This window comes from Streptomyces sp. NPDC039480, from assembly GCF_055597165.1.
The window spans coordinates 32,380-55,617 of record NZ_JBVITX010000006.1 but is presented as its reverse complement, the minus strand read 5'-3'; the positions used below and the strand labels follow the sequence as shown (position 1 = coordinate 55,617).

The 23,238-nt window shown below is 73.0% G+C and carries 24 protein-coding genes; 6 read left to right on the top strand and 18 right to left on the bottom strand.

Translation table 11 applies throughout. The annotated features are described in order from the left end of the window. Position 1: 1 nt before the first annotated feature. The 5 genes from ACZ56E_RS19860 to ACZ56E_RS19840 all read right to left on the bottom strand — a co-directional run bounded on the left by ACZ56E_RS19860 (position 2) and on the right by ACZ56E_RS19840 (position 5,289). Positions 2-1,078 carry a helix-turn-helix transcriptional regulator gene (locus tag ACZ56E_RS19860; protein WP_471215779.1) on the bottom strand — a complete coding sequence of 359 codons (1,077 nt, stop codon included), beginning with the start codon at positions 1,076-1,078 and terminating at the stop codon, positions 2-4. Positions 1,079-1,136: 58 nt separating this feature from the next. After that, the gene (locus tag ACZ56E_RS19855; RefSeq protein WP_471215777.1) at positions 1,137-2,030 is read right to left on the bottom strand and encodes a hypothetical protein; all 894 of its coding nucleotides are present in this window, start codon (positions 2,028-2,030) and stop codon (positions 1,137-1,139) included. Then, complete coding sequence (locus ACZ56E_RS19850; protein ID WP_471215775.1) at positions 2,027-3,289, bottom strand: glycosyltransferase family 4 protein; 1,263 nt, start codon at positions 3,287-3,289, stop codon at positions 2,027-2,029. Before ACZ56E_RS19850 ends, ACZ56E_RS19855 begins: the two co-directional genes overlap by 4 nt. Before the next feature lie 163 nt (positions 3,290-3,452). Beyond that, positions 3,453-4,742 (bottom strand): ABC transporter substrate-binding protein, encoded by a 1,290-nt coding sequence (locus ACZ56E_RS19845; protein WP_471215772.1) that lies wholly within the window; start codon positions 4,740-4,742, stop codon positions 3,453-3,455. Beyond that, positions 4,717-5,289: an MTB12 C-terminal domain-containing protein gene (locus tag ACZ56E_RS19840; protein WP_471215770.1), complete on the bottom strand. Its 573-nt coding sequence runs from the start codon at positions 5,287-5,289 to the stop codon at positions 4,717-4,719. The genes ACZ56E_RS19845 and ACZ56E_RS19840 overlap by 26 nt, the downstream gene beginning before the upstream one ends. A gap of 148 nt (positions 5,290-5,437) precedes the next feature. Here ACZ56E_RS19840 and ACZ56E_RS19835 point away from each other — a divergent pair, with 148 nt between their 5' ends. Genes ACZ56E_RS19835 through ACZ56E_RS19825 form a run of 3 tightly spaced genes read left to right on the top strand, consistent with a single transcriptional unit; the run spans position 5,438 to position 9,455 of the window. Continuing rightward, a complete protein-coding gene (locus ACZ56E_RS19835) occupies positions 5,438-5,983 on the top strand; it encodes a hypothetical protein (protein ID WP_471215768.1) in 546 nt (181 codons plus the stop codon). A 4-nt stretch (positions 5,984-5,987) separates the two neighbouring features. After that, positions 5,988-8,771: an ABC transporter permease subunit gene (locus ACZ56E_RS19830; RefSeq protein WP_471215765.1), complete on the top strand. Its 2,784-nt coding sequence runs from the start codon at positions 5,988-5,990 to the stop codon at positions 8,769-8,771. Next, positions 8,772-9,455 carry an ABC transporter ATP-binding protein gene (locus ACZ56E_RS19825; protein WP_471215762.1) on the top strand — a complete coding sequence of 228 codons (684 nt, stop codon included), beginning with the start codon at positions 8,772-8,774 and terminating at the stop codon, positions 9,453-9,455. On the opposite strand, the gene ACZ56E_RS19820 is transcribed toward ACZ56E_RS19825, so the two are convergent. Together ACZ56E_RS19820 and ACZ56E_RS19815 are read right to left on the bottom strand one after the other, a co-directional pair. Then, complete coding sequence (locus ACZ56E_RS19820) at positions 9,421-10,014, bottom strand: LysM peptidoglycan-binding domain-containing protein (RefSeq protein ID WP_471215760.1); 594 nt, start codon at positions 10,012-10,014, stop codon at positions 9,421-9,423. The two genes, ACZ56E_RS19825 and ACZ56E_RS19820, sit on opposite strands and share 35 nt — an antisense overlap. An 83-nt stretch (positions 10,015-10,097) precedes the next feature. Continuing rightward, a complete protein-coding gene (locus tag ACZ56E_RS19815) occupies positions 10,098-10,721 on the bottom strand; it encodes a LysM peptidoglycan-binding domain-containing protein (protein ID WP_471215759.1) in 624 nt (207 codons plus the stop codon). Positions 10,722-11,247: 526 nt separating this feature from the next. Between ACZ56E_RS19815 and ACZ56E_RS19810 the strand changes: the two genes are divergently transcribed. After that, positions 11,248-12,054: a hypothetical protein gene (locus tag ACZ56E_RS19810; protein ID WP_471215758.1), complete on the top strand. Its 807-nt coding sequence runs from the start codon at positions 11,248-11,250 to the stop codon at positions 12,052-12,054. Between the two features lie 177 nt (positions 12,055-12,231). After that, positions 12,232-12,537 (top strand): hypothetical protein, encoded by a 306-nt coding sequence (locus ACZ56E_RS19805; RefSeq protein WP_471215755.1) that lies wholly within the window; start codon positions 12,232-12,234, stop codon positions 12,535-12,537. A 74-nt stretch (positions 12,538-12,611) separates the two neighbouring features. On the opposite strand, the gene der is transcribed toward ACZ56E_RS19805, so the two are convergent. The 5 genes from der to aroH all read right to left on the bottom strand — a co-directional run bounded on the left by der (position 12,612) and on the right by aroH (position 17,118). Continuing rightward, positions 12,612-14,090 carry a ribosome biogenesis GTPase Der gene (der, locus tag ACZ56E_RS19800; protein WP_468612235.1) on the bottom strand — a complete coding sequence of 493 codons (1,479 nt, stop codon included), beginning with the start codon at positions 14,088-14,090 and terminating at the stop codon, positions 12,612-12,614. Positions 14,091-14,171: 81 nt separating this feature from the next. Further along, a complete protein-coding gene (locus ACZ56E_RS19795; RefSeq protein ID WP_471215751.1) occupies positions 14,172-14,888 on the bottom strand; it encodes a lysophospholipid acyltransferase family protein in 717 nt (238 codons plus the stop codon). Continuing rightward, positions 14,846-15,541 (bottom strand): (d)CMP kinase, encoded by a 696-nt coding sequence (cmk, locus tag ACZ56E_RS19790; RefSeq protein WP_468091332.1) that lies wholly within the window; start codon positions 15,539-15,541, stop codon positions 14,846-14,848. Before cmk ends, ACZ56E_RS19795 begins: the two co-directional genes overlap by 43 nt. A gap of 126 nt (positions 15,542-15,667) precedes the next feature. Beyond that, positions 15,668-16,753, bottom strand: a complete 1,086-nt coding sequence (locus tag ACZ56E_RS19785) for a prephenate dehydrogenase (protein WP_468612239.1) — start codon at positions 16,751-16,753, stop codon at positions 15,668-15,670. Then, entirely contained in the window at positions 16,750-17,118 is a 369-nt protein-coding gene (aroH, locus tag ACZ56E_RS19780) for a chorismate mutase (RefSeq protein ID WP_398310167.1), read from the bottom strand. The genes ACZ56E_RS19785 and aroH overlap by 4 nt, the downstream gene beginning before the upstream one ends. A gap of 106 nt (positions 17,119-17,224) precedes the next feature. On the opposite strand from aroH, the gene ACZ56E_RS19775 reads away from it, so the two are divergent. Beyond that, the gene (locus ACZ56E_RS19775; protein ID WP_471215745.1) at positions 17,225-17,977 is read left to right on the top strand and encodes a nucleotidyltransferase domain-containing protein; all 753 of its coding nucleotides are present in this window, start codon (positions 17,225-17,227) and stop codon (positions 17,975-17,977) included. Here ACZ56E_RS19775 and ACZ56E_RS19770 read toward each other — a convergent pair. The 6 genes from ACZ56E_RS19770 to ACZ56E_RS19745 form a co-directional block, all read right to left on the bottom strand. Then, complete coding sequence (locus tag ACZ56E_RS19770; protein WP_471215743.1) at positions 17,894-18,661, bottom strand: nucleotidyltransferase domain-containing protein; 768 nt, start codon at positions 18,659-18,661, stop codon at positions 17,894-17,896. The two genes, ACZ56E_RS19775 and ACZ56E_RS19770, sit on opposite strands and share 84 nt — an antisense overlap. A gap of 3 nt (positions 18,662-18,664) precedes the next feature. Continuing rightward, positions 18,665-19,639: an ADP-ribosylglycohydrolase family protein gene (locus tag ACZ56E_RS19765; protein WP_471216390.1), complete on the bottom strand. Its 975-nt coding sequence runs from the start codon at positions 19,637-19,639 to the stop codon at positions 18,665-18,667. 23 nt (positions 19,640-19,662) lie between these two features. After that, positions 19,663-20,388 (bottom strand): NUDIX hydrolase, encoded by a 726-nt coding sequence (locus ACZ56E_RS19760; protein ID WP_471215740.1) that lies wholly within the window; start codon positions 20,386-20,388, stop codon positions 19,663-19,665. Positions 20,389-20,467: 79 nt separating this feature from the next. Then, positions 20,468-21,610 (bottom strand): pseudouridine synthase, encoded by a 1,143-nt coding sequence (locus tag ACZ56E_RS19755; protein WP_471215737.1) that lies wholly within the window; start codon positions 21,608-21,610, stop codon positions 20,468-20,470. Between the two features lie 11 nt (positions 21,611-21,621). After that, positions 21,622-22,269, bottom strand: coding sequence for an SMC-Scp complex subunit ScpB (gene scpB, locus ACZ56E_RS19750; protein WP_471215735.1), 648 nt, complete (start codon positions 22,267-22,269; stop codon positions 21,622-21,624). Then, entirely contained in the window at positions 22,266-23,225 is a 960-nt protein-coding gene (locus tag ACZ56E_RS19745) for a segregation and condensation protein A (RefSeq protein ID WP_471215733.1), read from the bottom strand. Before ACZ56E_RS19745 ends, scpB begins: the two co-directional genes overlap by 4 nt. Positions 23,226-23,238: the final 13 nt, after the last annotated feature.

Here is a 23,238-nt window from a genome sequence, read left to right as displayed (position 1 = left end):
GTCACGCTGCCCCGGGTCCGCTCCGAGTCCCCGGCGTTCGATCTGCACCATCCCGAGTACGCGGCGTTCGAGGCACGGGACCAGGACCGGGTGCGGCAGGATCCGCAGACGGAACACCCCGGTCCAGGGCCCGGCTCAGGAGGTCCCTAGCCGACCTGACCCGGTCGGCGAGCTCCGGCGGGTCGACGATCTCGAACTCGATGCCCATGAACAGCACATGGAAGACCAGCACGTCCAGGCTCGTCGCGCCGGTGTGCAGCAGGCAGCTCTCCTCGGTCTCGGCCTCCAGGGTGCCGTCGGTGGGCGTGATCCGCTGGGCCGCTTCGGCGAGCGGGACGAGGAGCCTGACCACGGCATGGGTGGCGTACGCGCGCGTGGAGACGCCCTGCGCGACGTACGCGGCGAGATCCTCGGCGGGCGGGGTGCGCGGCGCGAAGCGCGGTCCGTGCGGCGGCCTCGGCTCGACGCGGTCCGCGCGGAACGTGCGCCAGTCGTCGCGGTCCAGGTCCCAGGCCACGAGGTACCAGCGCCGCTCGCTGCACACCAGGCGGTGCGGTTCGACGGTCCTGCGGGTCGCCGTGCCCTCGTGGTCGCGGTAGTCGAAGCGCAGCCGCTCGGAGTCCCGGCAGAGGTCGGCGAGTTCGGTGAGGACCGCCGGGTCGACGCCCTGCGGCTGCGGGGTGCGCAGCATCGGCACGGTGTACGCGTGCAGGGCGCCGACGCGGCGGCGCAGCCGGTTCGGCAGCACCTGTTCGAGCTTGGAGAGCGCGCGGACCGAGGTCTCGCCGATGCCCTCGACGCCCTGCCCCGCGGCGGTGCGCAGGCCCACGGCGACCGCGACCGCCTCGTCGTCGTCCAGGAGCAGCGGCGGCAGCTCGGCACCCGCGCCGAGCTGATAGCCGCCGCCGGTGCCCGGGGTGGCGTTGACGGGATAGCCGAGCCCGCGCAGCCGGTCGACGTCGCGCCGGACCGTGCGCGGGGTGACGCCGAGCCGGTCGGCGAGGTCCGCGCCGGACCAGTCGCGGTGGGCCTGCAACAAGGAGAGCAGGCGGAGCAGTCGTGCCGAGGTCTCCAACATGGACGTGATTGTGCCGGTGTCCGAGGACAGCCACGGTCCGCGATGCCGCTCCGCGGTGTCAGCCGCCCTCGCCGGCCCCCTTCTCGCTCCGCGTCTCGCGGACGCGCACGGCCAGGTCGTTGTCGAGGGTGTAGTACGGGCCCGCCTCCAGCGTGCCGTGCCGCTCCGTCGCACACGGCACCACCGGGTAGGTGAAGATCGCCTTCTTGTCCGGGACGTCGTCGAGGATCCGGGCCAGGCGCACCCGCGGGCCGCTCTCGCCGGCCGGGAGCAGCCACAGGTCCCAGGGCCCCGCCCCGTGTCCCGCGAGGGGCGCGTACGGCAGCGTGAAGGTGAACTCCGGCCCCTCCGCGGTGACTTCGGCACGCTGGACGGCGTCCGGCTCGTCGCGCCGGACGGCCTCGACGTACGCGGTGTCGGTGAGCCCGGTGCCGTACACCCGGCCGTGTGCGGTCATGGCGGTACCGGTGATCTGGATCTCGCCGGCCTCGGCGTGCGGTGCGCGCAGCCAGCTGCGCACCGAGAGGTTGCCCTGCTTGGTGGCGTAGGGGATGCGCACCGCGACGTGGCCACGGCTGCCGCTGGGCGCGCGGTCGACCAGTGAGCGCAGGTCGTTCACGCCCGGCATGAGGCGGCGCGGCTCGCCGCCCGCGACCTGCGCGTACGCGTTCCAGCGGCCCTCGGCGAGCTCGACGCTGCTGGGCAGCGCGGCCCGCAGCCGGCCGTCCGCCGACGGGGAGAGCGGCAGCCGCACGCAGTCCTCGGGCGATTCGGCGTCGCGGCGGCGCAGCAGCAGGTGGGCGGCGTCCGCCGTGCCGGGTTCGCCGGGGTCCGTGACGTCGAAGGTGAGTCCCCCGGCGGAGTCGGCGATGCAGTCGGCGCGGGGCGCTCCCGCGGCCTCCTGGTCGTCCCCGGCGTGCGACGCCGACTGCGAGGTGGCCAAGGCCGTCATGCGGTCGATCCCTTCGTCTGTATGCGGCCGAGATCACGCACGGCGTACGCGCCCCCGAGCAGCGCGCCTCTCGTGCGGTGCATGGAGCCGCGCATCCGGCCCCCCATCGAGCTGCCCCGGGCGATCATCCCGGAGAACATCGCGTCGTAGCGCTCGGCTATGCGTTCCGGGTCGAAGCGCTCGGAGTCCTGGAGCGCCGCGCCCGCCATCCGCTGCCGGAGCGAGTCGTTGTTGATCAGTTCGAGCAGGCCGCCCGCTATGGCGTCGGCGTTGCCCGTCTCGACGAGCCGCCCGTCGACACCGTTGTCGATGATCTCGCCGGGTCCGTGCGGGCAGTCGGTGGCGACCACGGGGAGTCCGCAGCGCATCGCCTCGACGATCGTCATGCCGAAGGACTCCAGGCTGGAGGTGACGGCGGCGATGGAGCCCTTGGCCCACTCGGGCTCGATCGGGTGGGCGGGGCCCATGAGGAAGACGTGGTTGTAGAGGCCGAGTTCGTCGATCAGGGCGCGCAGCTTCTCCTTCTGCTTGCCGCCGCCGTAGATCCGCAGCCGCCAGTCGGGGCGCTCGCGCCGCACCTTGTCGAAGGCCCTGATCAACAGGTCGTACCGCTTGACGGGGGCCAGCCGGCCGGCCGCGACGACCCACTTCTGGGAGCCGTCGGCGGGCTCTATGCCGGGCGCGGGCACCGGATTCGGCACGGCCTGGACGTGCACACCGGGCAGCCGCATCTTGCGGGTGTAGGCGCGGGCGTCGGCCTCGGTCGTCGTGGTCAGGACGTCGAGGCGCGGGTAGACGCTGCGCAGCTGGCGGCGCAGTTCCTTGCTGTGGCTGTCGAGCGTGAGGTGTTCCTGGCCCACGCGCAGCGGGCCCCGCGCGGTCTGCCGGGCGATGTGTACGTTGAGACCGGGCCGGGTACCGACGACGACGTCCGAGTCGAGGGCGGTGAGATGGGCGGCGATACGCCGGTCGGTCAGGGCGCTGTACTGGGCGTAGCGGCCTTCGGCGCTGGGGAACGTCCGGGCAGGGGTCAGATGCTCCGGGTCCTTCCCCTCGTAGCCCGAGGTGCCCTCGCGGAGGTCGACGAGGTGCCTCAGTCGCACGCGCTGGTCAGGCGCGAAGACGGGCTCGTCGCGGTGCCGGAAGACGGATACGACCTCGACGTCGTGCTGTTGGGCCAGCGTGTTCGCCAGGTTGTACGTCGTCCGGATCGTCCCTCCGATTCCGTACGCGTTGTGAATCAGGAAAGAGATGTGCATGCGTCCCCGTATTCCGCGCTTCCATGCGGACAGTCCCCCTCGTCCGCCTACCGCAGGGTTAGACGGGGATTCCTGGCCAATGGTTGGGTGACATCACCATCTTGTTTCCGAAAAGATGCGTGATCGCAAGCCAAGGAGGGGAACCTTTTCACTTTCTCGCGCATCAAGGCTGGTAGGGGAGCTGGGGCACGTCGAAGCAGTTGTCGTTCATGTCGCCGCCCTGAGTGACCCAGCCCTTCCCGTCCCGCCAGCGGGCCACCGACACACACGTCCTGCGCGTCGTGGGCGGCTCCCTGCGCCGCTCGAAGGTCACGGGCACCAGCAGTCCCCGCGCGGAGTAGGGCTCGTCCCTGTTCAGGGAACGGTCCACGCACGCGCGCGTGATGCCGGCGCCGCCGGAGCAGGACCGCGCCGCGTCGGTGAACCACATGGCGGCGGCCCACCCCTCCAGCTGCCACTGCGAGAGCGCCTTGCCCCGCATGGCCGCGCGGAACTCCCGTACGGCCGGGTGGCTGGTGTCCTCGTGGTTCCTGCTCGACCCGGTGGCCCACAGGGCGTTGCGGCAGCGGGGCGCGTCCTTGTAGTCGTCGGCGACGGCCGAGGTCCAGTTCTGCACGTTGGTGACCTTGGCGGTGACCCGCGCGCCGACGTCGTCCATCGCCTCGCACAGCCGCGCGTTGCCGTGGGTGTCCATCGCGTCGAAGACGAGGTCGGCGCCCTGCTCCTTCAGGTCGGCCGCCGCGGCGCGGAAGTTGGGCAGCGCGAAGTCGACCTGTTCCGTGACCACCTTGTAGCCCTCGGCCTTCAGTCCCCGGGTGACGAGCCGTGCGTACGCGGCGGACGCGGCCTGGTTGTAGGAGACGACGGCGGCGGTCCGCGCGCCGTGCTCCCGCTTGAAGTAGCGGTAGACCTCCGTCCCGCCGTACAACTTGCCGTCCCAGCCCGGCTTCCCGTTCCGCGGGGCGAGGCTGCCGTAGATCCCGTACAGATGCGGATACGTGTCGTAGGCGGACCCGATGGGCTGCCCCCCGACGTCGGGCACGCGCGCGCGGGAGACGCGTGCCGCTCCCGCGTAGTCCAGCGAGGACGTGGCGACGAGCGCGACGACCCGCTGCTCCTCGACCAGCTTGCGGACGCAGTCGTTGTTGCCGACGCCGCTGCCGCCGTCGTCGCAGGTGCGCACCTCGACCCGGCGTCCCTCGATGCCGCCGCGCGCGTTCAGCCGGTCGAAATAGGCCTTGGCCCCGTCCCGGGGCCCGGTGAAGGCGGCGCCGCCGACCGGGCTGGTCGCGCTGGTGATGATGCCGACCCTGACCGGCGCTCCCCCGGCCGGGGCGGGCCCGGTGCCGCGCCGCTCGAAGTCGCTCTCGGGCAGCCGGCTCCCGCAGGCCGCGCACGCCACCAGGAGTGCGACGGCGGACAGTACCTCAGCAGCCCGGACCGGGCGACGCATTCCCGCTCAGCTTCACCAGGGCGCAGAGGGTCTTGACCGACACCTTCCAGGTGCCGTCCTCGTCGACGGCCGTCCCGGAGGCGTCGGGCAGCGCGGTGGCGCCCTTCAGCGTCAGCGCGTACGTCACGTCGGCCTCGCTGGCGGAGTTGAACTCGACCTCGCCGACCTCGGCCGCGACCTGCTCGCCGCGCTCGTCCCCGCTGAAACTTTTGAGTACGGCGCGCATCTCGGCGCCGTTCTCCAGGACGGTCTCCTTCTCCTTCAGGGACGTCTTCGGGTCGAAGAACTTCTCCCAGTTCTCGCGGACTTCCTTCTCCGCGGCGGCCGGCTCGGCGGGCGCGTCCGCTTCCGCGGACTCTGTCGCCGCTTCGGTCGTCTTCTCCACGGACGGCTCGGGCGGCGTGCCGCCGTCCCCGCCTCCGCTGTCGTCACCGCAGGCCACGGCGGCCGGTCCGATCAGCAGGACCGCGGCGGCCGCCAGTGCCGCGCCCCGCGCCCTGCCACGCCCGGGGCGCGTCCCCCGCCTTGGGCTGCTCCCGAGAACCATCTGGCTCACCACCGGGTGTCGGTCCGGGCCGTGCGGGCCCGGAGCTTTCAGCGTCGGCTTCCAGAAGGCATAGTGCAAGCCATCGGCTGACATGGACAGCCCACTGACGTCACTGACGTGACCGACGATGTGTCCCAGGGGGGCTCCGATGGGGGCGGATCGGACAGTTCGGACGGCCGGTGCGTCCGGCGGGGACCGCTCGCGTGCCGTGCGCCCGGTGCTGTGGGCGGCGTTCGCGGCGCTCGCCGGTGGCGCGGTGCTCTGCGTGATCGGCTGGTACGGCGTCTCCGGAGAGCGGTTCGCCGAGCGGCAGTTGCCCTATCTCGCCTCCTGCACGGTGCCTGGCGCCGCGCTGATCGTCGCGGGCGCGGTGCTGCTCACCCACGGCAGGAGCGCCCTGGCGGCGGCGCGCGTCGAGGAGTTGTACGGACTCCTGGTGGCGACGGAGCCCGTACAGGCCGGGGACCGGCCGCAGCCCCCGGTGGCGACCGGCGACGCGCTCCTCATGGTTCCCGGCGGAACGCTCTGGCACCGCGCGGACTGCCCACTGGTCGCCGGAAAACCCACGGCCGTCCCCGCCGACGCCACGATCCTCGCGGCGGACGCCCTGGCCCCCTGCCCGATCTGCGAACCACGGCGCCCCCCGGACCCCGACGACCCGCAGGCCTCCCCCGCACCGGCACCGGAGCACTGACCCGGTGGCGTCCCTGAGCTACGACCTGACACTGGCCGGGCTCTCGGTCGGCAGCGCCGCCGCCCTCACCGGCATCGGCCTGATCGTCACCCACCGCGCCACCGGCGTCCTCAACTTCGCGCACGGCGCGATCGCCATGCTCTGCGCCTACGTCCTGCGCCAGTTGACGGTCGACTGGCACTGGCCGCTCCCCCTGGCGGCCGCGGTCACCCTCCTCGTCGTCGCCCCGGCCGTCGGCCTGCTCCTCGACCGCGCGGTCTTCCGCCCCCTGGCGGTCCTCGGCGGAGACCCGGCGCAGACCCTGGTCGCCTCGATCGGCGTCTTCGTCCTGCTCGTCGGCGGCGCGGCGCTCCTCTGGGGCCCCGGCGCCCGCGACGACGCGCCCGAACTCCTCTCCGCCGACCCCTGGGCGCAGCTCGGCGCGGCCGTCGCCCTCGCCGCCGCCGTGGGCGCGCTGACCCGCTGGACCCGCTTCGGCGGGGAGCTGCGCGCGGTGGTCGACAACCGCCACCTCGCCGTGCTCTCCGGCATCGACGCGGACCGGGTGGCCGCCGCGGGCTGGGCCTTCGGCTCCTTCACGGCCGGCCTCACCGGCGTCCTGCTCGCCCCCCACGTACGCCTCGATCCGTACGGCATGCCGCTGCTCGTCATGGAGGTGGTGGCGGTCGCCGTGGCGGCCGGCATGCGCAGCCTGCCCGTCGCCGTGGCGGTCGCCCTCGGCCTGGGCGTGGCGCAGAGCCAGCTGACGCGCCTGCACCCCGGGGGCCGGCAGGAACAGCTCCTCCAGACGGCGGGCGCCAACCTCTTCGTGATCGCCCTGCTGGTCGCGGCGCTCGTCCTGCCCGGCATCGGCTCCCGGGACGCCCTCCCCCGCACGGCGACGGCCCGCGTCCCCACGCCCCCGGGCGCCTGGATCGTGGCGGCGGTCCTCTTCCTCATCCCGCTGGGCTTCGCGGGCAGCGACCTCACGACCTCGGTGCAGGTACCGGCGCTGGCGGTGATCCTCCTCTCGCTCGTGATCGTCACGGGCCGGGGCGGCCAGATCTCCCTGGGCCAGGCGGCGTACGCGGGTCTGGGCGCCCTCTTCACCGCGCTCCTGACGGCGGGCCGCTTCCCCGGCCTCCCCGAACTCCCGCACCTGCCCGCCCTGGCCGTCGCCGTCCTCCTCGTCGCGCCCCTGGGCCTGCTCACCGGCTGGCCCGCGATCAGCAGACGCGGCCTGGCGCTGGCCCTGGCGACCTTCGCGGTCGGCGTGGGCGTCAGCCGTTTCGTCTTCACCCAGCCGTACGCGACGGCGGGCCTGACCTTGGACCGCCCCGCGGGCTTCACGGGTGACCGCGCGTACTACGTCCTCGAACTCGTCCTCCTCGCGGGCGCGTTGCTCCTGGTCACCGCGTTGCGCCGGGGCCGCACGGGCCGGGCGCTCGCGGCGATGCGGGACCACGAGGCGGGCGCGGCGGCCGCCGGGGTGCCGGTCCCCGCCCTGAAACTCGCCGCGTTCGTCACCGGGGCGGCGCTCGCCGCGCTCGGCGGCGGCATGCTCGCCATGGGTCACCGGGCGTTCGACGCGGGGGCGTACGACCCCGTGCGCGGGCTCCTCTGGTTCGCCGCGATCGTGGTCCTCGGCTCGGACAGCGTCCTCGGCGCCCTGGCCGCGGCAGCGCTCCTGGTCGGCCTGGACGCGGGGACGCGGGGCGGCATGGCCGCGGCGGTGATCGGCCTCCTGGCCGTCCTGATCGGCCGCTTTCCGGGCGGCCCGTACGAGGCCCTACGCACCGCCACCCGCGGCTTGCGCAGAACCGCGCGGCTCACGCCGGTCGGCGAACGGGCACGGGAGGCCCTGACGGAGGCGGTCAGGAACACGCGCGGCCCGCACAGAACCGCACGCCTCACCCCGGCCGGCGAACAGGCACGCGAGGCCCTGACGGAGGCGGACAGGAACACGACCCCGCAGCCGACACCGGCACGAGGGTCCCTACGGACACGGCACCGCCCCGGGGCCGACCGGGCCGACACGAACAGGCCCAACCGCAACAACGACCACCGGCCCAGCGAGCCCACCGTCACCCCAGCGCTCCCTCACCCCCGACGAACGGCCCCCGCCAACCCCCACCCCACCCTCACCGCCCGCCACCTCACCCTCGCCTACGACGGCTTCAAGGCGCTCGACGACGTGTCCCTCGTCGTGCCGCCGGGTCGCGTCACCGCGATCGTGGGGCCCAACGGGGCGGGCAAGAGCAGCCTCTTCCACTGTCTGGCCGGGACCCTTCGGCCCACCTCCGGAAGCGTCACCCTGGGCCCCCGCGACATCACCGCGCTCCCCGCCCACGCCCGCACCCGCACCGGTCTGGCCCGCACCTTCCAGGAGCTGGCCGTCTTCCCGTCGCTGACCGTCGCGGAGAACATCCAGGTGGGCGCGGACCGCACACCCGGACAGAGCCCCGGAGCCACCGCCCGGGCCCTCCGCCTCCTGGGCCTCACGCCCCTCGGCGCCCACCCCGCCGCCGACCTCTCCACCGGTGTCCTGCGCCGCACGGAACTCGCCCGAGCCCTCGCGGGCGGCCCGCACACCCTTCTCCTGGACGAGCCGGCCGCGGGTCTGGACGAGTCCGAGGTGGCGGCGCTTGCCACCCTGTTGCGCGCCCTCGCGGCCGACGGCACGGCGCTCCTGGTCGTCGAGCACGACCTCGACCTCGTGGCGGGCCTCGCCGACACCGTGCACGTGATGGCGGCGGGCCGCATCGTGACCACGGGCCCCGCGGGCCAGGCACTGGAAGAGGTCCGCTGAATGCGAGGAGGCATCGAACTGCGGGCGGCCCGCGTCCGCTACGGCCCCCTTGAGGCGCTGCACGGCGTAACCCTGGCAGCCCCGGCCGCCGCCATCACCGTGCTCCTGGGCCGTAACGGCGCCGGCCGCACCACAGCCCTGCGCGCCCTGGCCGGCACGGTAGCCCTGTCCTCGGGCGCGGTCGTCCACGACGGCCGGGACATCACGCGCCGGCCCGCCCACGAACGAGCGGCGAAGGGCGTGTGCTTCGTACCGGACCGGAGGGCGGTGTTCTCCTCCCTCACCGTCGCGGAGAACCTCGCCCTGTCGTACCCGGCGGGCGACTTCACCCACGCCCTGGACGCCTACCCCGAGCTGCGCCCGCTGCTGCGCCGCCGCGCGGGCACCCTCTCGGGAGGCGAACAGCGCATGCTGGCCCTGACACGGGCGCTGCTCCCGAGGGTGGAGGTCGTCCTCGCGGACGAGCCGACGCAGGGCATGTCGCCCGCCGTCGCGGCACGGACCTACGCCCTCCTGGCCGGCCTGGACGCGTGTGTGGTCCTGGCCGAGCAGCGCCTGCCGCCCGCCTTGCGCGAGGGCGCGAGCCGGACGGCGGTCGTGCACGAACTGCGCCGCGGCGCGGTCGTGTTCAGCGGTGAGCCGGGAGAGCTCAGCTCCGCCCCGACGCGGTGCGCCCCGGAATGACGAGGACGGCGCCCACGCCGATCCGGTCGGGACTGCTCCCGATCGTGTCGCGGTTGGCCCTGTACAGGGCCTGCCACCCTCCCTTCACCCCGTACCGGCGCGCGATCGAACTCAGCGTCTCGCCCGCCTTCACCGTGTGTCCTTCCCGGTCGAACCGCTCCATGCGCAGCTTCTTGGAGCAGGCGGGCCAGGCGCCCCAGCCCTGGGTGCGCAACACCTTCTCGGCGACCTTGATCTGCTCTTCCTTGGTGGCGAGATCGGCGCGCGGCGCGTACTTGAGCCCGCCGTGCGCCTCCCAGGTGGGCTGCCAGAACTGCAGCCCTCCGTAGAAGCCGTTTCCCGTGTTGGTGTGCCATCGGCCGTTGCTCTCGCACTCGGCGAGGCACTCCCATGGTCCATCGGCGACGGAACAGTCGTACGCCTTGGAGACGGCGCCCGGCTTCGACGGCGGAGCCGCGGACGCGGCGGCCGTCGGCAGCGCCGCCGCCGCCAGGACCGCGCCGAGGACCAGGGACACGGACCGGACACGCTTGGTCAACTTCCGGTGCATCGGGTGCATCGGGTCACGCTAGGCAGCTCCGCGGCGGGCCCGGAGTGTGCCGCGCCGCCGCGGAGCCGCCCCCACCCGGTCGGACTATCGGGTCAGACGCTCAATCGCTGTCCCGGCACGATCACGTTCGGGTCACCCCCGATGACCTGCCGATTGGCGGCGTGGAGCCGCTGCCAGTCGGTGCCGTGCCGGGCCGCGATGCGGCTGAGGGTGTCGCCCTGCTGGACGGTGTAGGTGCCGGAGGCGCCGCGGGAGGCGGTCCCCCGGTCGGACCGGCCCGGCGCCTCGACGGGCCGCTCCCGCACGGCCTTCGGCGCCGGCTTCGCGGCCTTCGGGACCGGTGCCGCGGCGGACGGCGCGCTGCCGTACGCGCCCGCCCGGGCCGCACAGGTGGGCCACGCGCCCCATCCCTGCACCCGCTGCACCTTGGCGGCGACCGCGATCTGCTGCGCCTTCGACGCCTTGTCGGCGGTCGGCGCGTAGGCCCCGCCGCCGAACGCACGCCACGTACCGGCGGAGAACTGCAGCCCGCCGTAGTAGCCGTTGCCCGTGTTGATCTGCCAGTTCCCGCCGCTCTCGCACCGCGCGATGCGGTCCCACACTCCGCCGTCGGCCGCGCCGGCCTGGCCGGTCGCGGCGAGCAGGCCCAGCGGGGCCAGGAGTGCGGCCCCGCCGATCACTGCCGTGGTGCGCGTGCTCTTGGGACGTGCCGACATGTATTTCCCTCTCGGAGGACCCGGGCTCCCCCTGGCCGTGCGGACCCCTCACGCATCCGGCGCTCAGGACCCCGCAGGCCCCGCCCGCCGGTGTCGGTGCTCGAGCTGGCTGGTGCGACCGGCGGACGTACCCGAGCGGTGCTCGCTGCACACGGCGGTGGAATCTAGGAGTCCCCTCACCCGGTATCAACCAAGTCCTTGTCATTCCAGGCCAGTTGAGCGTTACCTACGGTATCGGCGAGTTTCGGCCACCCACTTCATAGGCCGATTTCAGTATTTGTCGACCACTCGCCCTGTCGATCTGTGACTCGGCTCACCGCCCCAACTTCCCTGCCCCCAGCACCTGTTGGCGCGGAGTGACGGATTCCGCCGGGCGCTTCACCCTCCGCTGTGGATGGTTCGATTCCGTTCGCCTTCGCGCGTGACTTGCGCCACTGATCCACCGTTGTCTTCTTACGAGTCGGACACCGTCCGGCTCCGCACACCTGCCCCATGCACCCCAGAAGACGATCCCGAGGAGCCACCCGTGCCGCGCATGCTCGACCTCAGCGACGACGTACGCGCCGAGATCGGCGACGAAGAAGCCGACCGGCTGCTCGCCGGAGACAACACCCCGGGCAGTTACGACTGCACGTCCTGCCGCACCCCGGGCGACGCCGAACAGGAGCGCACCAGCACGGTCCTGTTCGTCGGCGACGAGACAGCCGTGCTCGCCTTCGCCCACTCCAGCTGCCTGCCCTCCCAGATCGTCACGGTCTCCGAGGAGCAGTTGCAGGGTGCCGTGCGCTCGATCACCGGGGACGACGGCGGAGCGGCCCCGGAGGCGGCGCCCGGGACGGTGCCCGAGGCGGCGCCGACCCAGGCCGTCCTCGGCGTGACCAGCGGCCTCGTCCTGATCGAGGGCGAGCTGCGCCCCGCGCTCGTCGTCGAGCCGACCGGCCCCATCGCCCGCCCCGGCGCCGCGCCGGGCGGCGGTGACGACTTCCTGCCGCTCCTGATCGAGCAGGGCTTCATGCCGGTCGCCTCGCTCGACTCCCCGCCGCCCGCGCTGCCCGGCTGGTCCGTGCTGCTCGCCATGGGCCAGCTGCACGCCGTCCTGCAGCCCGGCACCGGCGGCGGCTCCTCCGTCGCCTGGTGGCAGGCGCACCACCCGCTCCAGGTCACCGAGGACTGGCGGACCGCGGCCAACAAGACGCAGACCGTGCTGCTCTTCGCGGCGCCCGTCGGCTCCATCGGCCGGCAGCCCCGCGAGGACATGCTGCGGGCCGCCCTGGACAAGGCCGCGACCCACGGCCGCCTCGTCGCGGCCACCATGCCGCTCGCCGGAACCTGAGCTTCCGGGAGTGGTCGGAGGGCCGCCGCGGACCCCGAAAGTGCCGGTCACACACCTGCCGGACCGGGGAAAGCGGCGCGGCCCCCGCATCCGTAGAGCGGTCGTTTCGTTGGCACAGTCGTGCACCCATACGACCCCTCACGTCACCGGCCGGCGTACCAGAGCCCCATCCCGTCCATGCGCACCGCGCCGGACACCGCGGGCAGCCACTCGGCCACACCCATCTACGACACGCTGTACTCGGAGTACCTCAGGTCCTTCAGGACCCTGCCGGGCGACCGGTCCGGCGAGGAGAACCTGGGGTTCGTCTCCTTCGGCTCGGGGCAGTACGGCGTCCAGCACCGCACCGACGGACGGCACGAACCGCGCCACAGCTCGTACGGCCAGTTCCAGATGGCGCGCTACGGCCAGCAGGACCACTACGCCACGGGCCACTACCAGTTCCCCGCGGCCCTGCCGCCGGGACCGCGCCGCGAGCACTGAGCCCGCGCCCCCGGACAGCCGAATGCCCGGCCTCCCCACGACGGGGGGCCGGGCATTCTCGTACGCCCTACTGCCTACTTCTTACGGCCGCGCTTCTCGCGCACCCGCACCGAGATGTGGATCGGCGTGCCCTCGAAGCCGAACTCCTCGCGCAGGCGGCGCTCCAGGAAGCGGCGGTAGCCCGCCTCGATGAAGCCCGACGCGAAGAAGACGAACCGCGGCGGCTTGGTACCCGCCTGCGTGCCGAACAGGATGCGGGGCTGCTTTCCACCGCGGACCGGGTGCGGGTGGGAGGCGACGATCTCGCCGAGGAACGCGTTCAGGCGGCCGGTCGGCACACGCGTCTCCCAGCCTTCCAGAGCCGCCTCGATCGCCGGGACCAGCTTCTCCATGTGGCGCCCGGTGGCCGCCGACACGTTCACCCGCGGGGCCCAGGCGACCTGGGCGAGCTCGGTCTCGATCTCCCGCTCCAGGTAGTAGCGGCGCTCCTCGTCGAGGGTGTCCCACTTGTTGTACGCGACGACGATCGCGCGGCCCGCCTCGACGGCCATCGTCACGATGCGCTGGTCCTGCACCGAGATCGTGTCGGAGGCGTCGATGAGGATCACCGCGACCTCCGCCTTCTCGACGGCGGCCGCCGTGCGCAGCGAGGCGTAGTAGTCGGCGCCCTGCTGGAGGTGGACGCGCTTGCGGATGCCCGCCGTGTCGACGAACTTCCAGGTGATGCCGCCGAGCTCGATGAGTTCGTCGACCGGGTCGCGGGTGGTGCCCGCGAGCTCGTTGACGACCACGCGGTCTTCGTTCGCCACCTTGTTGAGCAGGGAGGACTTGCCGACGTTCGGCCGGCCGATGAGCGCGATGCGGCGCGGGCCGCCGATGGCCGTGCCGAAGGTCTGCGCGGGCGCCTCGGGCAGCGCCTCCAGGACGGCGTCCAGCATGTCGCCGGTGCCGCGGCCGTGCAGCGCGGAGACGGGGTGCGGCTCGCCGAGGCCGAGGGCCCACAGGGCGGTGGCGTCGGCCTCGCCGGACGGGCCGTCGACCTTGTTGGCGCAGAGGACGACGGGCTTGCCGGCCTTGCGGAGCAGGCGGACGACCGCCTCGTCGGTGTCGGTGGCGCCGACCGTGGCGTCGACGACGAAGACGACGGCGTCGGCGGCCTCGATCGCGTACTCCGCCTGGGCGGCGACGGACGCGTCGATGCCGAGGACGTCCTGCTCCCAGCCGCCGGTGTCGACGAGCTTGAAACGGCGGCCCGCCCACTCGGCCTCATAGGTGACGCGGTCGCGGGTGACGCCCGGACGGTCCTCCACGACGGCCTCGCGGCGGCCGATGATGCGGTTCACCAGAGTCGACTTGCCGACATTGGGGCGGCCGATGACGGCGAGGACGGGCAGCGGGCCGTGGCCCGCCTCCTCGATGGCGCCCTCGACGTCCTCGATGTCGAAGCCCTCTTCGGCGGCGAGCTCCATGAACTGTGCGTACTCGGCGTCGCCGAGCGCCCCGTGGTCGTGCTCGGCGGAGCCGTCGCCCTCGGGCTGGATCTGGTCGTTCATGAAGTCCGTACCTCGTCGTTCATCGTGGTGATCGGTGCACCGTCCTGCCTGTCGGGCCGGGGCACTACTGATAAGTCTCGCTCAGCGCCCGGTCAGGCGCCTGGCGTTTTCCAGGTGGGCGGTGAGCCGCTCCTGGATGCGCACGGTCGCCTCGTCCAGCGCCTTGCGCGTGCGCCGCCCGCTTCCGTCACCCGCGTCGAAGGGGTCGCCGAAGACGACGTCGACGCGGCTGCGCAGCGGCGGCAGCTGCTTTATCAACCGTCCGGGACGGTCGGTGCTTCCCAGCACCGCGACCGGCACGATCGGGGCTCCGGCCCGCACCGCGAAGTACGCGAGGCCGGCCCGCAGCGACGCGAAGTCGCCGTCCCCCCGGGTGCCCTCCGGGAAGATGCCGAGGACGCCGCCCTGCTCCAGGACGCCCAGGGCGCGGGTGATGGCCGTGCGGTCGGCGACCGAGCGGTCCACCTCCAGCTGGCCGATGCCGTGCAGGAAGGAGCCGAGGGGCCCGATGAACGCTTCCTTCTTGATCAGGAAGTGCGTCGGCCGGGGCGCGACGCCCATGACCATCGGGCCGTCGACGTTGTGCGAGTGGTTCACGGCCAGGATGACCGGGCCGCTCACGGGCACCCGCCAGGCGCCGAGGACGCGCGGCTTCCAGAGCCCGTACATGAGCCCGACGCCGATCCGGCGGCCGACCTCGGCGCCCCGCTCGGAGGCGCCCTTCTCGGCGGCCCCCCGCGCGGAGGGAGCGTCGCTCACTTCGCGGCCCGCTTCTCCTCGACGAGGGTGACGACGCACTCGATGACCTGCTGCAGCGTGAGCTCGGTGGTGTCGACCTCGACGGCGTCGTCGGCCTTGGCCAGCGGGGACGTCTTGCGGCTGGAGTCGGCCGCGTCCCGCTTGATCAGGGCCTCCTGGGTCGCCTTGATGTCGGCGCCCTTCAGCTCGCCGGAGCGGCGGGCGGCGCGCGCCTCGGGCGACGCGGTGAGGAAGATCTTCAGGTCGGCGTCGGGCAGCACGGTCGTACCGATGTCACGGCCCTCGACGACGATGCCCTTCTCCGCCGACACCGCGATGGAGCGCTGCAGCTCCGTGATGCGGGTGCGCACCTCGGGGACGGCGCTGACCGCGCTGACCTTGGAGGTGACGTCGGTGGTGCGGATCGGGCCCGCGACGTCCGTGCCGTCGACCGTGATGGTCGGGGCGGCCGGGTCGGTGCCGGAGACGATCTCGGGCTTGCCCGCGACGGCGGCGATCGCCGTCGGGTCGGTGAGATCGATGCCGTTGTGGACCATCCACCACGTGATGGCCCGGTACTGGGCGCCGGTGTCCAGGTAGCTGAGACCGAGCTGGGCGGCGACGGCCTTCGAGGTGCTCGACTTGCCCGTGCCGGACGGACCGTCGATGGCGACGATCACGGCTGCCGGGGCGGCGGTTTCGGCTGTTTCCACGGGGCGGTGGGCACCTTTCGCTGTACGCGGGCCAGGGAAGCGGGACGCGACCGCGCCCCGCACAAGGTTACTGGCTCGCACACCCTGCCCCGACAGCCCCTGCGGAGATGGCCCGGGGCCCGACTCCTACTGCCTGATCGACCAGCCCTGCTCCCGCAGCGCCGCGGTCAGCACGGGCGCGGACGCCGGCTCGACCATCAGCTGCATCAGACCGGCCTGCTGCCCGGTCGCGTGCTCGATGCGGACGTCCTCGATGTTGACCCCCGCCCGGTCCGCGTCGGCGAAGATCCGGGCCAGCTGGCCCGCCTTGTCGTCGATGAGCACCGCGACGATCTCGTACGCCGCGGGGGCCGCCCCGTGCTTGCCGGGCACCCGGGTCCGGCCCGCGTTGCCGCGCCGCAGCATGCTCTCGACGCCGGCCGCGCCCTCCGACCGCTTCGCCCCGTCGGCCGACTGCAGCGCGCGCAGCGCGGCGACCGTCTCCTCCAGGTCGGACGCGACGTCGGCGAGCAGGTCGGCGACGGGGCCGGGGTTGGCGGAGAGGATGTCGATCCACATCCGCGGGTCGGACGCCGCGATCCGCGTGACGTCGCGGATGCCCTGGCCGCAGAGCCTGACCGCCGTCTCGTCGGCGTTCTCCAGGCGGGCCGCGACCATGCTGGAGACGAGGTGCGGCATGTGCGAGACGAGGGCGACCGCGTGGTCGTGGGCGTCGGCCTCCATGACGACCGGCACGGCACGGCAGAAGGCGACGAGCTCCAGGGCGAGGTTGAGCACCTCGGTGTCGGTGTCCCGGGTCGGGGTCAGCACCCAGGGCCGGCCCTCGAAGAGGTCGGCGGTGGCGGCGAGCGGGCCGCTGCGCTCCCGGCCCGACATGGGGTGTGTGCCGATGTACGTGGTCAGGTCGAGGCCGAGCGCCTCCAGCTCGCGGCGCGGGCCGCCCTTCACGCTCGCCACGTCGAGGTAGGCGCGCGCGGCGCCGCGCCGTATGACGTCGGCCAGCGTGGTGGCGACGTGCGCGGGCGGCACGGCGACGACGCAGAGGTCCACGGGGCCCTCGGGCGCCTCGTCCGTGCCGGCGCCGAGCGCGGCGGCGGTGCGGGCCTGCTCGGGGTCGTGGTCGGCGAGGTGGACTGCGACGCCTCGGGAGGCGAGGGCCAGGGCCGCGGACGTGCCGATCAGGCCGGTGCCGATGACGAGGGCGGTTCTCACTGGGCGATGTCCTTGCGGAGTGCGGCCGCGGCGCCGAGGTACACGTGCGTGATCTCGGAGCGGGGCCGGTCGGTGTCGATGTGGGCGAGGACGCGGACGACGCGGGGCATGGCGCCCTCGACGTCCAGTTCCTGGGCGCAGATCAGCGGCACATCGGAGAGGCCGATGCCGAGGCCGCGGGCGGCGGCCGCAGGGAAGTCGGAGTGCAGGTCGGGCGTGGCCGTGAACCAGATGCTGATGAGGTCGTCGCCCGTCAGTCCGTTCCGCTCCAGGAGGGCGGTGAGCAGGGCGCTGACCTGCTCACCCATGTGCCCGGCCTCGTCCCGCTCCAGCTGGACGGCACCCCGGACCGCTCGTACCGCCACGTCGCTGCCCCTTCTCGTCTTGCGCGCGCACTATATGAAGGCAAGCCTATCGGGGCCGTACAGACCTGGCCGTACGGTCCGTGGAGCCGGGTCGTACGCTCGCCCCATGCGCCCTCAGGACCTGGTACGCGACCACACGGTCTACTCCTGTGTGATGGGTTCGCGCGCCTTCGGCCTGGCGACGGACGGCAGCGACACCGACCGCAGGGGCGTCTTCCTGGCCCCCACCCCGCTGTTCTGGCGCTTCGAGAAGCCCCCGACGCATGTCGACGGGCCCGCGGAGGAGCAGTTCAGCTGGGAGCTGGAGCGCTTCTGCGAGCTCGCCCTGCGCGCCAACCCGAACGTGCTGGAGTGCCTGCACTCCCCGCTCGTGGAGCACGTCACCGACACCGGCCGCGAACTCCTCGCGCTGCGCGACGCGTTCCTCTCCCGCCAGGCCCACGACACGTTCGCCCGCTATGCGCTGGGCCAGCGCAAGAAGCTGGACGCGGACGTCCGCACCCACGGCGCCCCGCGCTGGAAGCACGCGATGCACCTGCTGCGGCTGCTGCTGTCCTGCCGCGATCTGCTGCGCACCGGTGAGCTGACGATCGACGTCGGCGATCAGCGCGAGCCGCTGCTCGCGGTGAAGCGCGGCGAGGTCCCCTGGCCGGAGGTCGAGTCATGGATGAACCGCCTCGCGGCCGAATCGGAGACGGCGGCCGAACACAGCCCGCTCCCGCCGGAGCCCGACCGGGAGCGGATCGCCGACTTCCTGTTCCGTACGCGCCGGGCGTCAGCCCAGCGGTCCCCGGAGCCGCACCCGGACGACGAACTCGTGCAGGGCGTCGTACGCGGTATGGGCCCCGGGCAGGCCTGAGCCCGCCTGCGCCGCGTCGAGGAGCGCGTGCAGCCGCTCCACATCGTCGGCCACGCGCGCGTGGTCCACGCCGGCCCCGCCGTGCTCGGCCTCGGCCTTGGCGGCGATGAGCTCCGACAGATACGCGGGGGCTTCCGTCACCTCGCCGAGCAGCGTGGGCAGATGGGCGACGAGGTGCCCGCTGCGCATGAGGTGGATGCCGGTCAGCAGCGCCCTGAACGTGTAGAGCAGCGGCTTGAGCTCGCCGTTCTTCTCGAAGAGCCGCCACTGCGTCCCGGCGAACCCGCGGTAGTGGTGGGCGTGGTGGCTGGTGAGGACGGCCGGGGCCAGCGCGACGAGTTCCGCGTGGGCATCGGTGGTGTGCACGACCAGCGGGGAGAGCAGCTGCTCCAGGACGTAGCCGTTGTTCCGCAGCATCAGCCGGACGAACTTGCGCAGGTCGTGCGTGACGAGGTCCATCTCGACCCCGTCGCGGTCCCACATCCTGGACCGGGTCTCGTCCGGCTCCCTGAGCCCCACCAGGTCGGCCACCGGAAGCAGGTGCACCCCGCGCAGGTCCACGTCCGAGTCGCGGGACGGGAAGCCGTACAGGTGCGCCCCGGAGACCGTCGCGAAGAGCAGCGGGTCACGCTGCTCCGCGACGACGGAGCTCAGGTCGGTGTCGAGGCCCAGGTCCACAGTCATCCGTCAAGAATCCCAGAGCGCTCCGAACTCCTGGAGCTCGGCCCCGTGTTCGATCCGGTCCGTCCACTCCGCCGGCCAGGCGTCCGCGCCGAGATGGGCTCCCGCAAAGGCGCCGGCCAGGCAGGCGATCGAGTCCGAGTCCCCCGACGTACAGGCGGCCCTGCGCAGGGCGGTGACCGGGTCGTCGACGAACAGCAGGAAGCACAGCAGGCCGGTGGCGAGCGCCTCCTCCGCGATCCAGCCCTCGCCGGTGGCGAGGCAGGGGTCGGTCTCGGGCGAGGGCGAGCGCAGCGCGGTCCTGAGCCGCTCCAGCGCGCCGAGGCACTCGTCCCAGCCGCGCGCGATGAACGCCTGTGGCGTCGCGTCCCCGCCCCGCGTCCACAGCTCGCCGAGCCAGCGCTCGTGGTACGTCTCGCGGTTCTCGTACGCGTACGAACGCAGGAGTCCGACGAGTCCCGTCGGCTCGGCGCCCTCGGCGAGCAGCCGCACGGCGCGGGCGGTGAGGTCGGAGGCGGCGAGCGCCGTCGGGTGGCCGTGGGTGAGCGCGGACTGGAGCTGGGCGGCGCCGGCCCGCTGCTCGTCGCTCAGGCCGGGGACGAGGCCGAGCGGCGCGACGCGCATGTTGGCGCCGCAGCCCTTGGAGTGCACCTGGCTGGCCTCCTCCCACGGCTTGCCGGTCTTGAGGAGGAAGCAGGCCTTCAGGCAGGTGTTGCCGGGTGCGCGGTTGTTCTCCGGCGACCGGTACCAGTCCACGAACTCCTCGCGCAGCGGCCGCTCCAGCCGCTTCGGGCCGAGGAGCCCCCGCTCCATGGCGGTGCGCAGCCCGCGGCTCAGCGCGAGCGTCATCTGGGTGTCGTCCGTGATGAACGCCGGTTTCGGCAGCTCCATCCCGCGCCAGGGCCCGCACTTGGCGAGGATCGACGGTACGTCGTTGAACTCCGTCGGGAAGCCGAGTGCGTCCCCGAGGGCGAGGCCCATGAGGGATCCGGTGGCGGCGCGCTTCACGAGGGCTGTCCTTCCTGGGCGGGGCGGAGCAGCGGTGGGTGGAGGGCGGTGGCGGTGCCGGCCCGGAAGAGGGCCGCGGGCTTGCCGCGTCCGCCGGTCAGCCGGGCGGCGCCGGGGATCGCCTCGACGAGCCCGGCGGTGCCGACCACCTTGCGCCGGAAGTTGGCGGGGTCGAGCTCGGCGCCCCACACCGCCTCGTAGACCTGGCGCAGCTCGCCGAGCGTGAACTCGGGAGCGCAGAAGGCCGTGGCGAGCCCGGTGTACTCCAGCTTGGCGCCGATCCGGTCGTGGGCGTCGGCGAGGATCCGGTCGTGGTCGAAGGCGAGCGGCCGGTAGCCGGCGGGGCGGTACGGCAGCCAGGCGGCGCGGGCCGCGTCACCTCCCCCGCGCGCCTCGGGCAGGTCGGGCACCAGCGCGGCGAAGGCGACGGAGACGACCCGCATGCGCGGATCGCGGTCCGGGTCGCTGTAGGTGCGCACCTGCTCCAGGTGCAGCCGTCCGACGTCCGCGATGCCGGTCTCCTCGGCGAGCTCCCGGCCCGCGGCCTGCTCGGCCGACTCGTCGGGCAGCACGAATCCGCCGGGCAGCGCCCAGCGCCCCGCGTACGGCTCCTGGCCGCGCTCGACGAGCAGCACGTGCAGCGCGCCGTCCCGGACGGTGAACACCGCCAGGTCGACGGTGACGGCAAAGGGCTCGAAGGCGTACTTGTCGTATCCCTGCATGCACAACCACCCCCCTCTCTTTATGGTCTCGTTGACTATAAAGAGAGGGGGGTGGTTCGGGCAAGCGATGAAGCGCTTCCTACAGATCGACTTCCTGCATCAGCATGCCGACCTCCGTGTTGGACAGCCGCCGCAGCCAGCCCGACTTCTGGTCGCCCAGGGTGATCGGCCCGAACGCCACCCGCACCAGCTTGTCGACGGGGAAGCCCGCCTCGGCGAGCATGCGCCGCACGATGTGCTTGCGGCCCTCGTGCAGGGTGACCTCGACGAGGTAGTTCTTGCCGGTCTGCTCGACGACGCGGAAGTGGTCCGCGCGGGCGTACCCGTCCTCGAGCTGGATGCCGTCCTTGAGCTGCTTGCCCAGGTCACGCGGGATCGGGCCCACGATGTGCGCGAGGTAGACCTTCTTCACGCCGTACTTGGGGTGGGTCAGGCGGTGCGCCAGCTCGCCGTGGTTGGTGAGCAGGATGACACCCTCGGTCTCGGTGTCGAGCCGCCCCACGTGGAACAGCCGCGTCTCGCGGTTGGTCACGTAGTCCCCCAGGCACTGGCGGCCCTCGGTGTCCTCCATGGTGGAGACGACACCGGCGGGCTTGTTCAGCGCGAAGAACTGGTACGACTGCGTGGCGACGGTCAGACCGTCGACCTTGATCTCGTCCTTCTCGGGGTCGACGCGCATGCCCTGCTCCAGGACGATCTCGCCGTTGACCTCGACGCGAGCCTCCTCGACCAGCTCCTCACAGGCACGGCGCGAGCCGTAGCCCGCGCGCGCGAGCACCTTCTGCAGGCGCTCACCCTCCTGCTCGGCGCCCGGGAACGTCTTCGGCGGGCTGACCTTCGGCTTGCCCGCGTACCGCTCGCGGTTGCGCTCCTCGGCGCGCGCGTCGTACTCACGGGAGGTGGCCGGAGCCCAACGCCCCCGGCCGCTGCCCTGGCCCTGCTTGGGGCCGCCCTTGGCACCGCCGCGCGCCGAGGCGCCACGGCCCGACTTCGGACCGTTGTGCGTGCCGTCGGCACCTACGTCGTAGCGCCGCTCCTCCGGACGCGGCTTCTTCGGACGGCCGCTGCCGCCCTGCTTGTCGTCACGGTTGTTACCGGCACCCCGGTAATCGCCGCGGCCGCCGGTGCTTCCCCGGCCGCCGCTGTTGCCGCGGCCGCCGCTGTTGCCACCACGGCTCCCGCCGTTGTTTCCGCTGCTGTTCCTGCCGCTGCTGCTTCGCATCAAAGTTCCGTCTAGTCGGCTGTGTCGTGGGTGTACTCGTACCCCGGCGCATCGGGTGCGTCCGGGTCGAACGACGGAACGCCTTCCTGCGTCTCTCCTTCGATCGCGTCCGCCTCGGGGAGGAAGGGCGCGAGCTCCGGGAGCTCGTCGAGGCCGCGCAGGCCCATCCGCTCCAGAAAATAGTTCGTCGTCCTGTACAGGATCGCACCTGTTTCGGGTTCCGCGCCCGCCTCCGCCACCAGACCCCTCTGGAGGAGGGTCCGCATCACACCGTCACAGTTCACGCCGCGCACCGCGGAGACCCTGGAACGGCTGACCGGCTGACGGTACGCGACGACCGCGAGGGTCTCCAGGGCCGCCTGGGTGAGCCGCGCCTGCTGCCCGTCGAGGACGAAGCCCTCCACGGCGGCGGCGTACTCGGGCCGGGTGTAGAAGCGCCACCCGCCGGCGACGAGCCGCAGCTCGAAACCGCGCCGCTGCACGGTGTACTCGTCGGCGAGCTCCCGCAGCGCGTCGGCGACGGCGCGCCTGGGCCGCTGCAGGATCTTCGCGAGGTGCTCCTCGGTGGCCGGCTCGTCGACGACCATCAGGACCGCTTCCAGAGCGGGCCGCAGCTCCAGCTCCGCGACCCCGGCCGCCCCCACAGGGTGCTCGCTCACGCCTTCTCCTCCATCGGTTCGGGGGCCCGGTCGAACTCGTCGGTCACGGTCGGCTCCTCCGCGCCGTCCCCGCCGGTCCACCGCACCATCAGCTCGCCCAGCGGGTCCTCCTGGTCCAGGGCGACGGCCTTCTCGCGGTAGAGCTCGAGCAGGGCGAGGAAGCGGGCGACGACCGTGAGGGTGTCCCCCGCGTCCGCCACCAGGACCCGGAAACTCGTCTCGCCGTGCTCCCGGAGCCGGGCGATGACGAGCCCGGCCTGCTCCTGCACGGAGACCAGCGGAGCGTGGATGTGATCGACGTAGACCTGCGGCTTCGCGCGGGGCTGCATCGCCTTCACGGCGAGCTTGGCGAATCCTTCCGCCCCGATGCTGATGACGACCTCCGGCAGCAGCTCGGCGTGGTGCGGCTCCAGGCCCACGGTCCGCGGATAGCGCCGCGCCTCGTCGTCGAGCCGCCCGCTGAAGATGTCCGCCACCTGCTTGTACGCCCGGTACTGCAGGAGCCGCGCGAACAGCAGGTCCCGTGCTTCGAGGAGCGCCAGGTCGGCCTCGTCCTCGACCTCGGCGGTGGGCAGCAGCCGCGCCGCCTTGAGGTCGAGCAGGGTGGCGGCGACGACCAGGAACTCGGTCGTCTGGTCCAGGTCCCAGTCGGCCCCCATGGCCCGGATGTGCGCCATGAACTCGTCGGTCACCTTCGACAGGGCGACCTCGGTGACGTCCAGCTTGTGCTTCGAGATCAGCTGGAGCAGCAGATCGAACGGCCCTTCGAAGTTCGCGAGCCGCACCTTGAACCGCCCGTCGCCGGGCTCGTCGGGCTCGGCGGACTTGTCGGGCTCGGCGGGCTCGGGCTCTGCGGGCTGCTCGGCGGACGGCTGCTCCACGGGCTCCGCCCCCGGGCCGCGCCCCAGGGTGCGGCGCCGGGCGGCGGGCGGTGCGGATTCACTGTTCGAGGCCATGAGGCCTGAAACG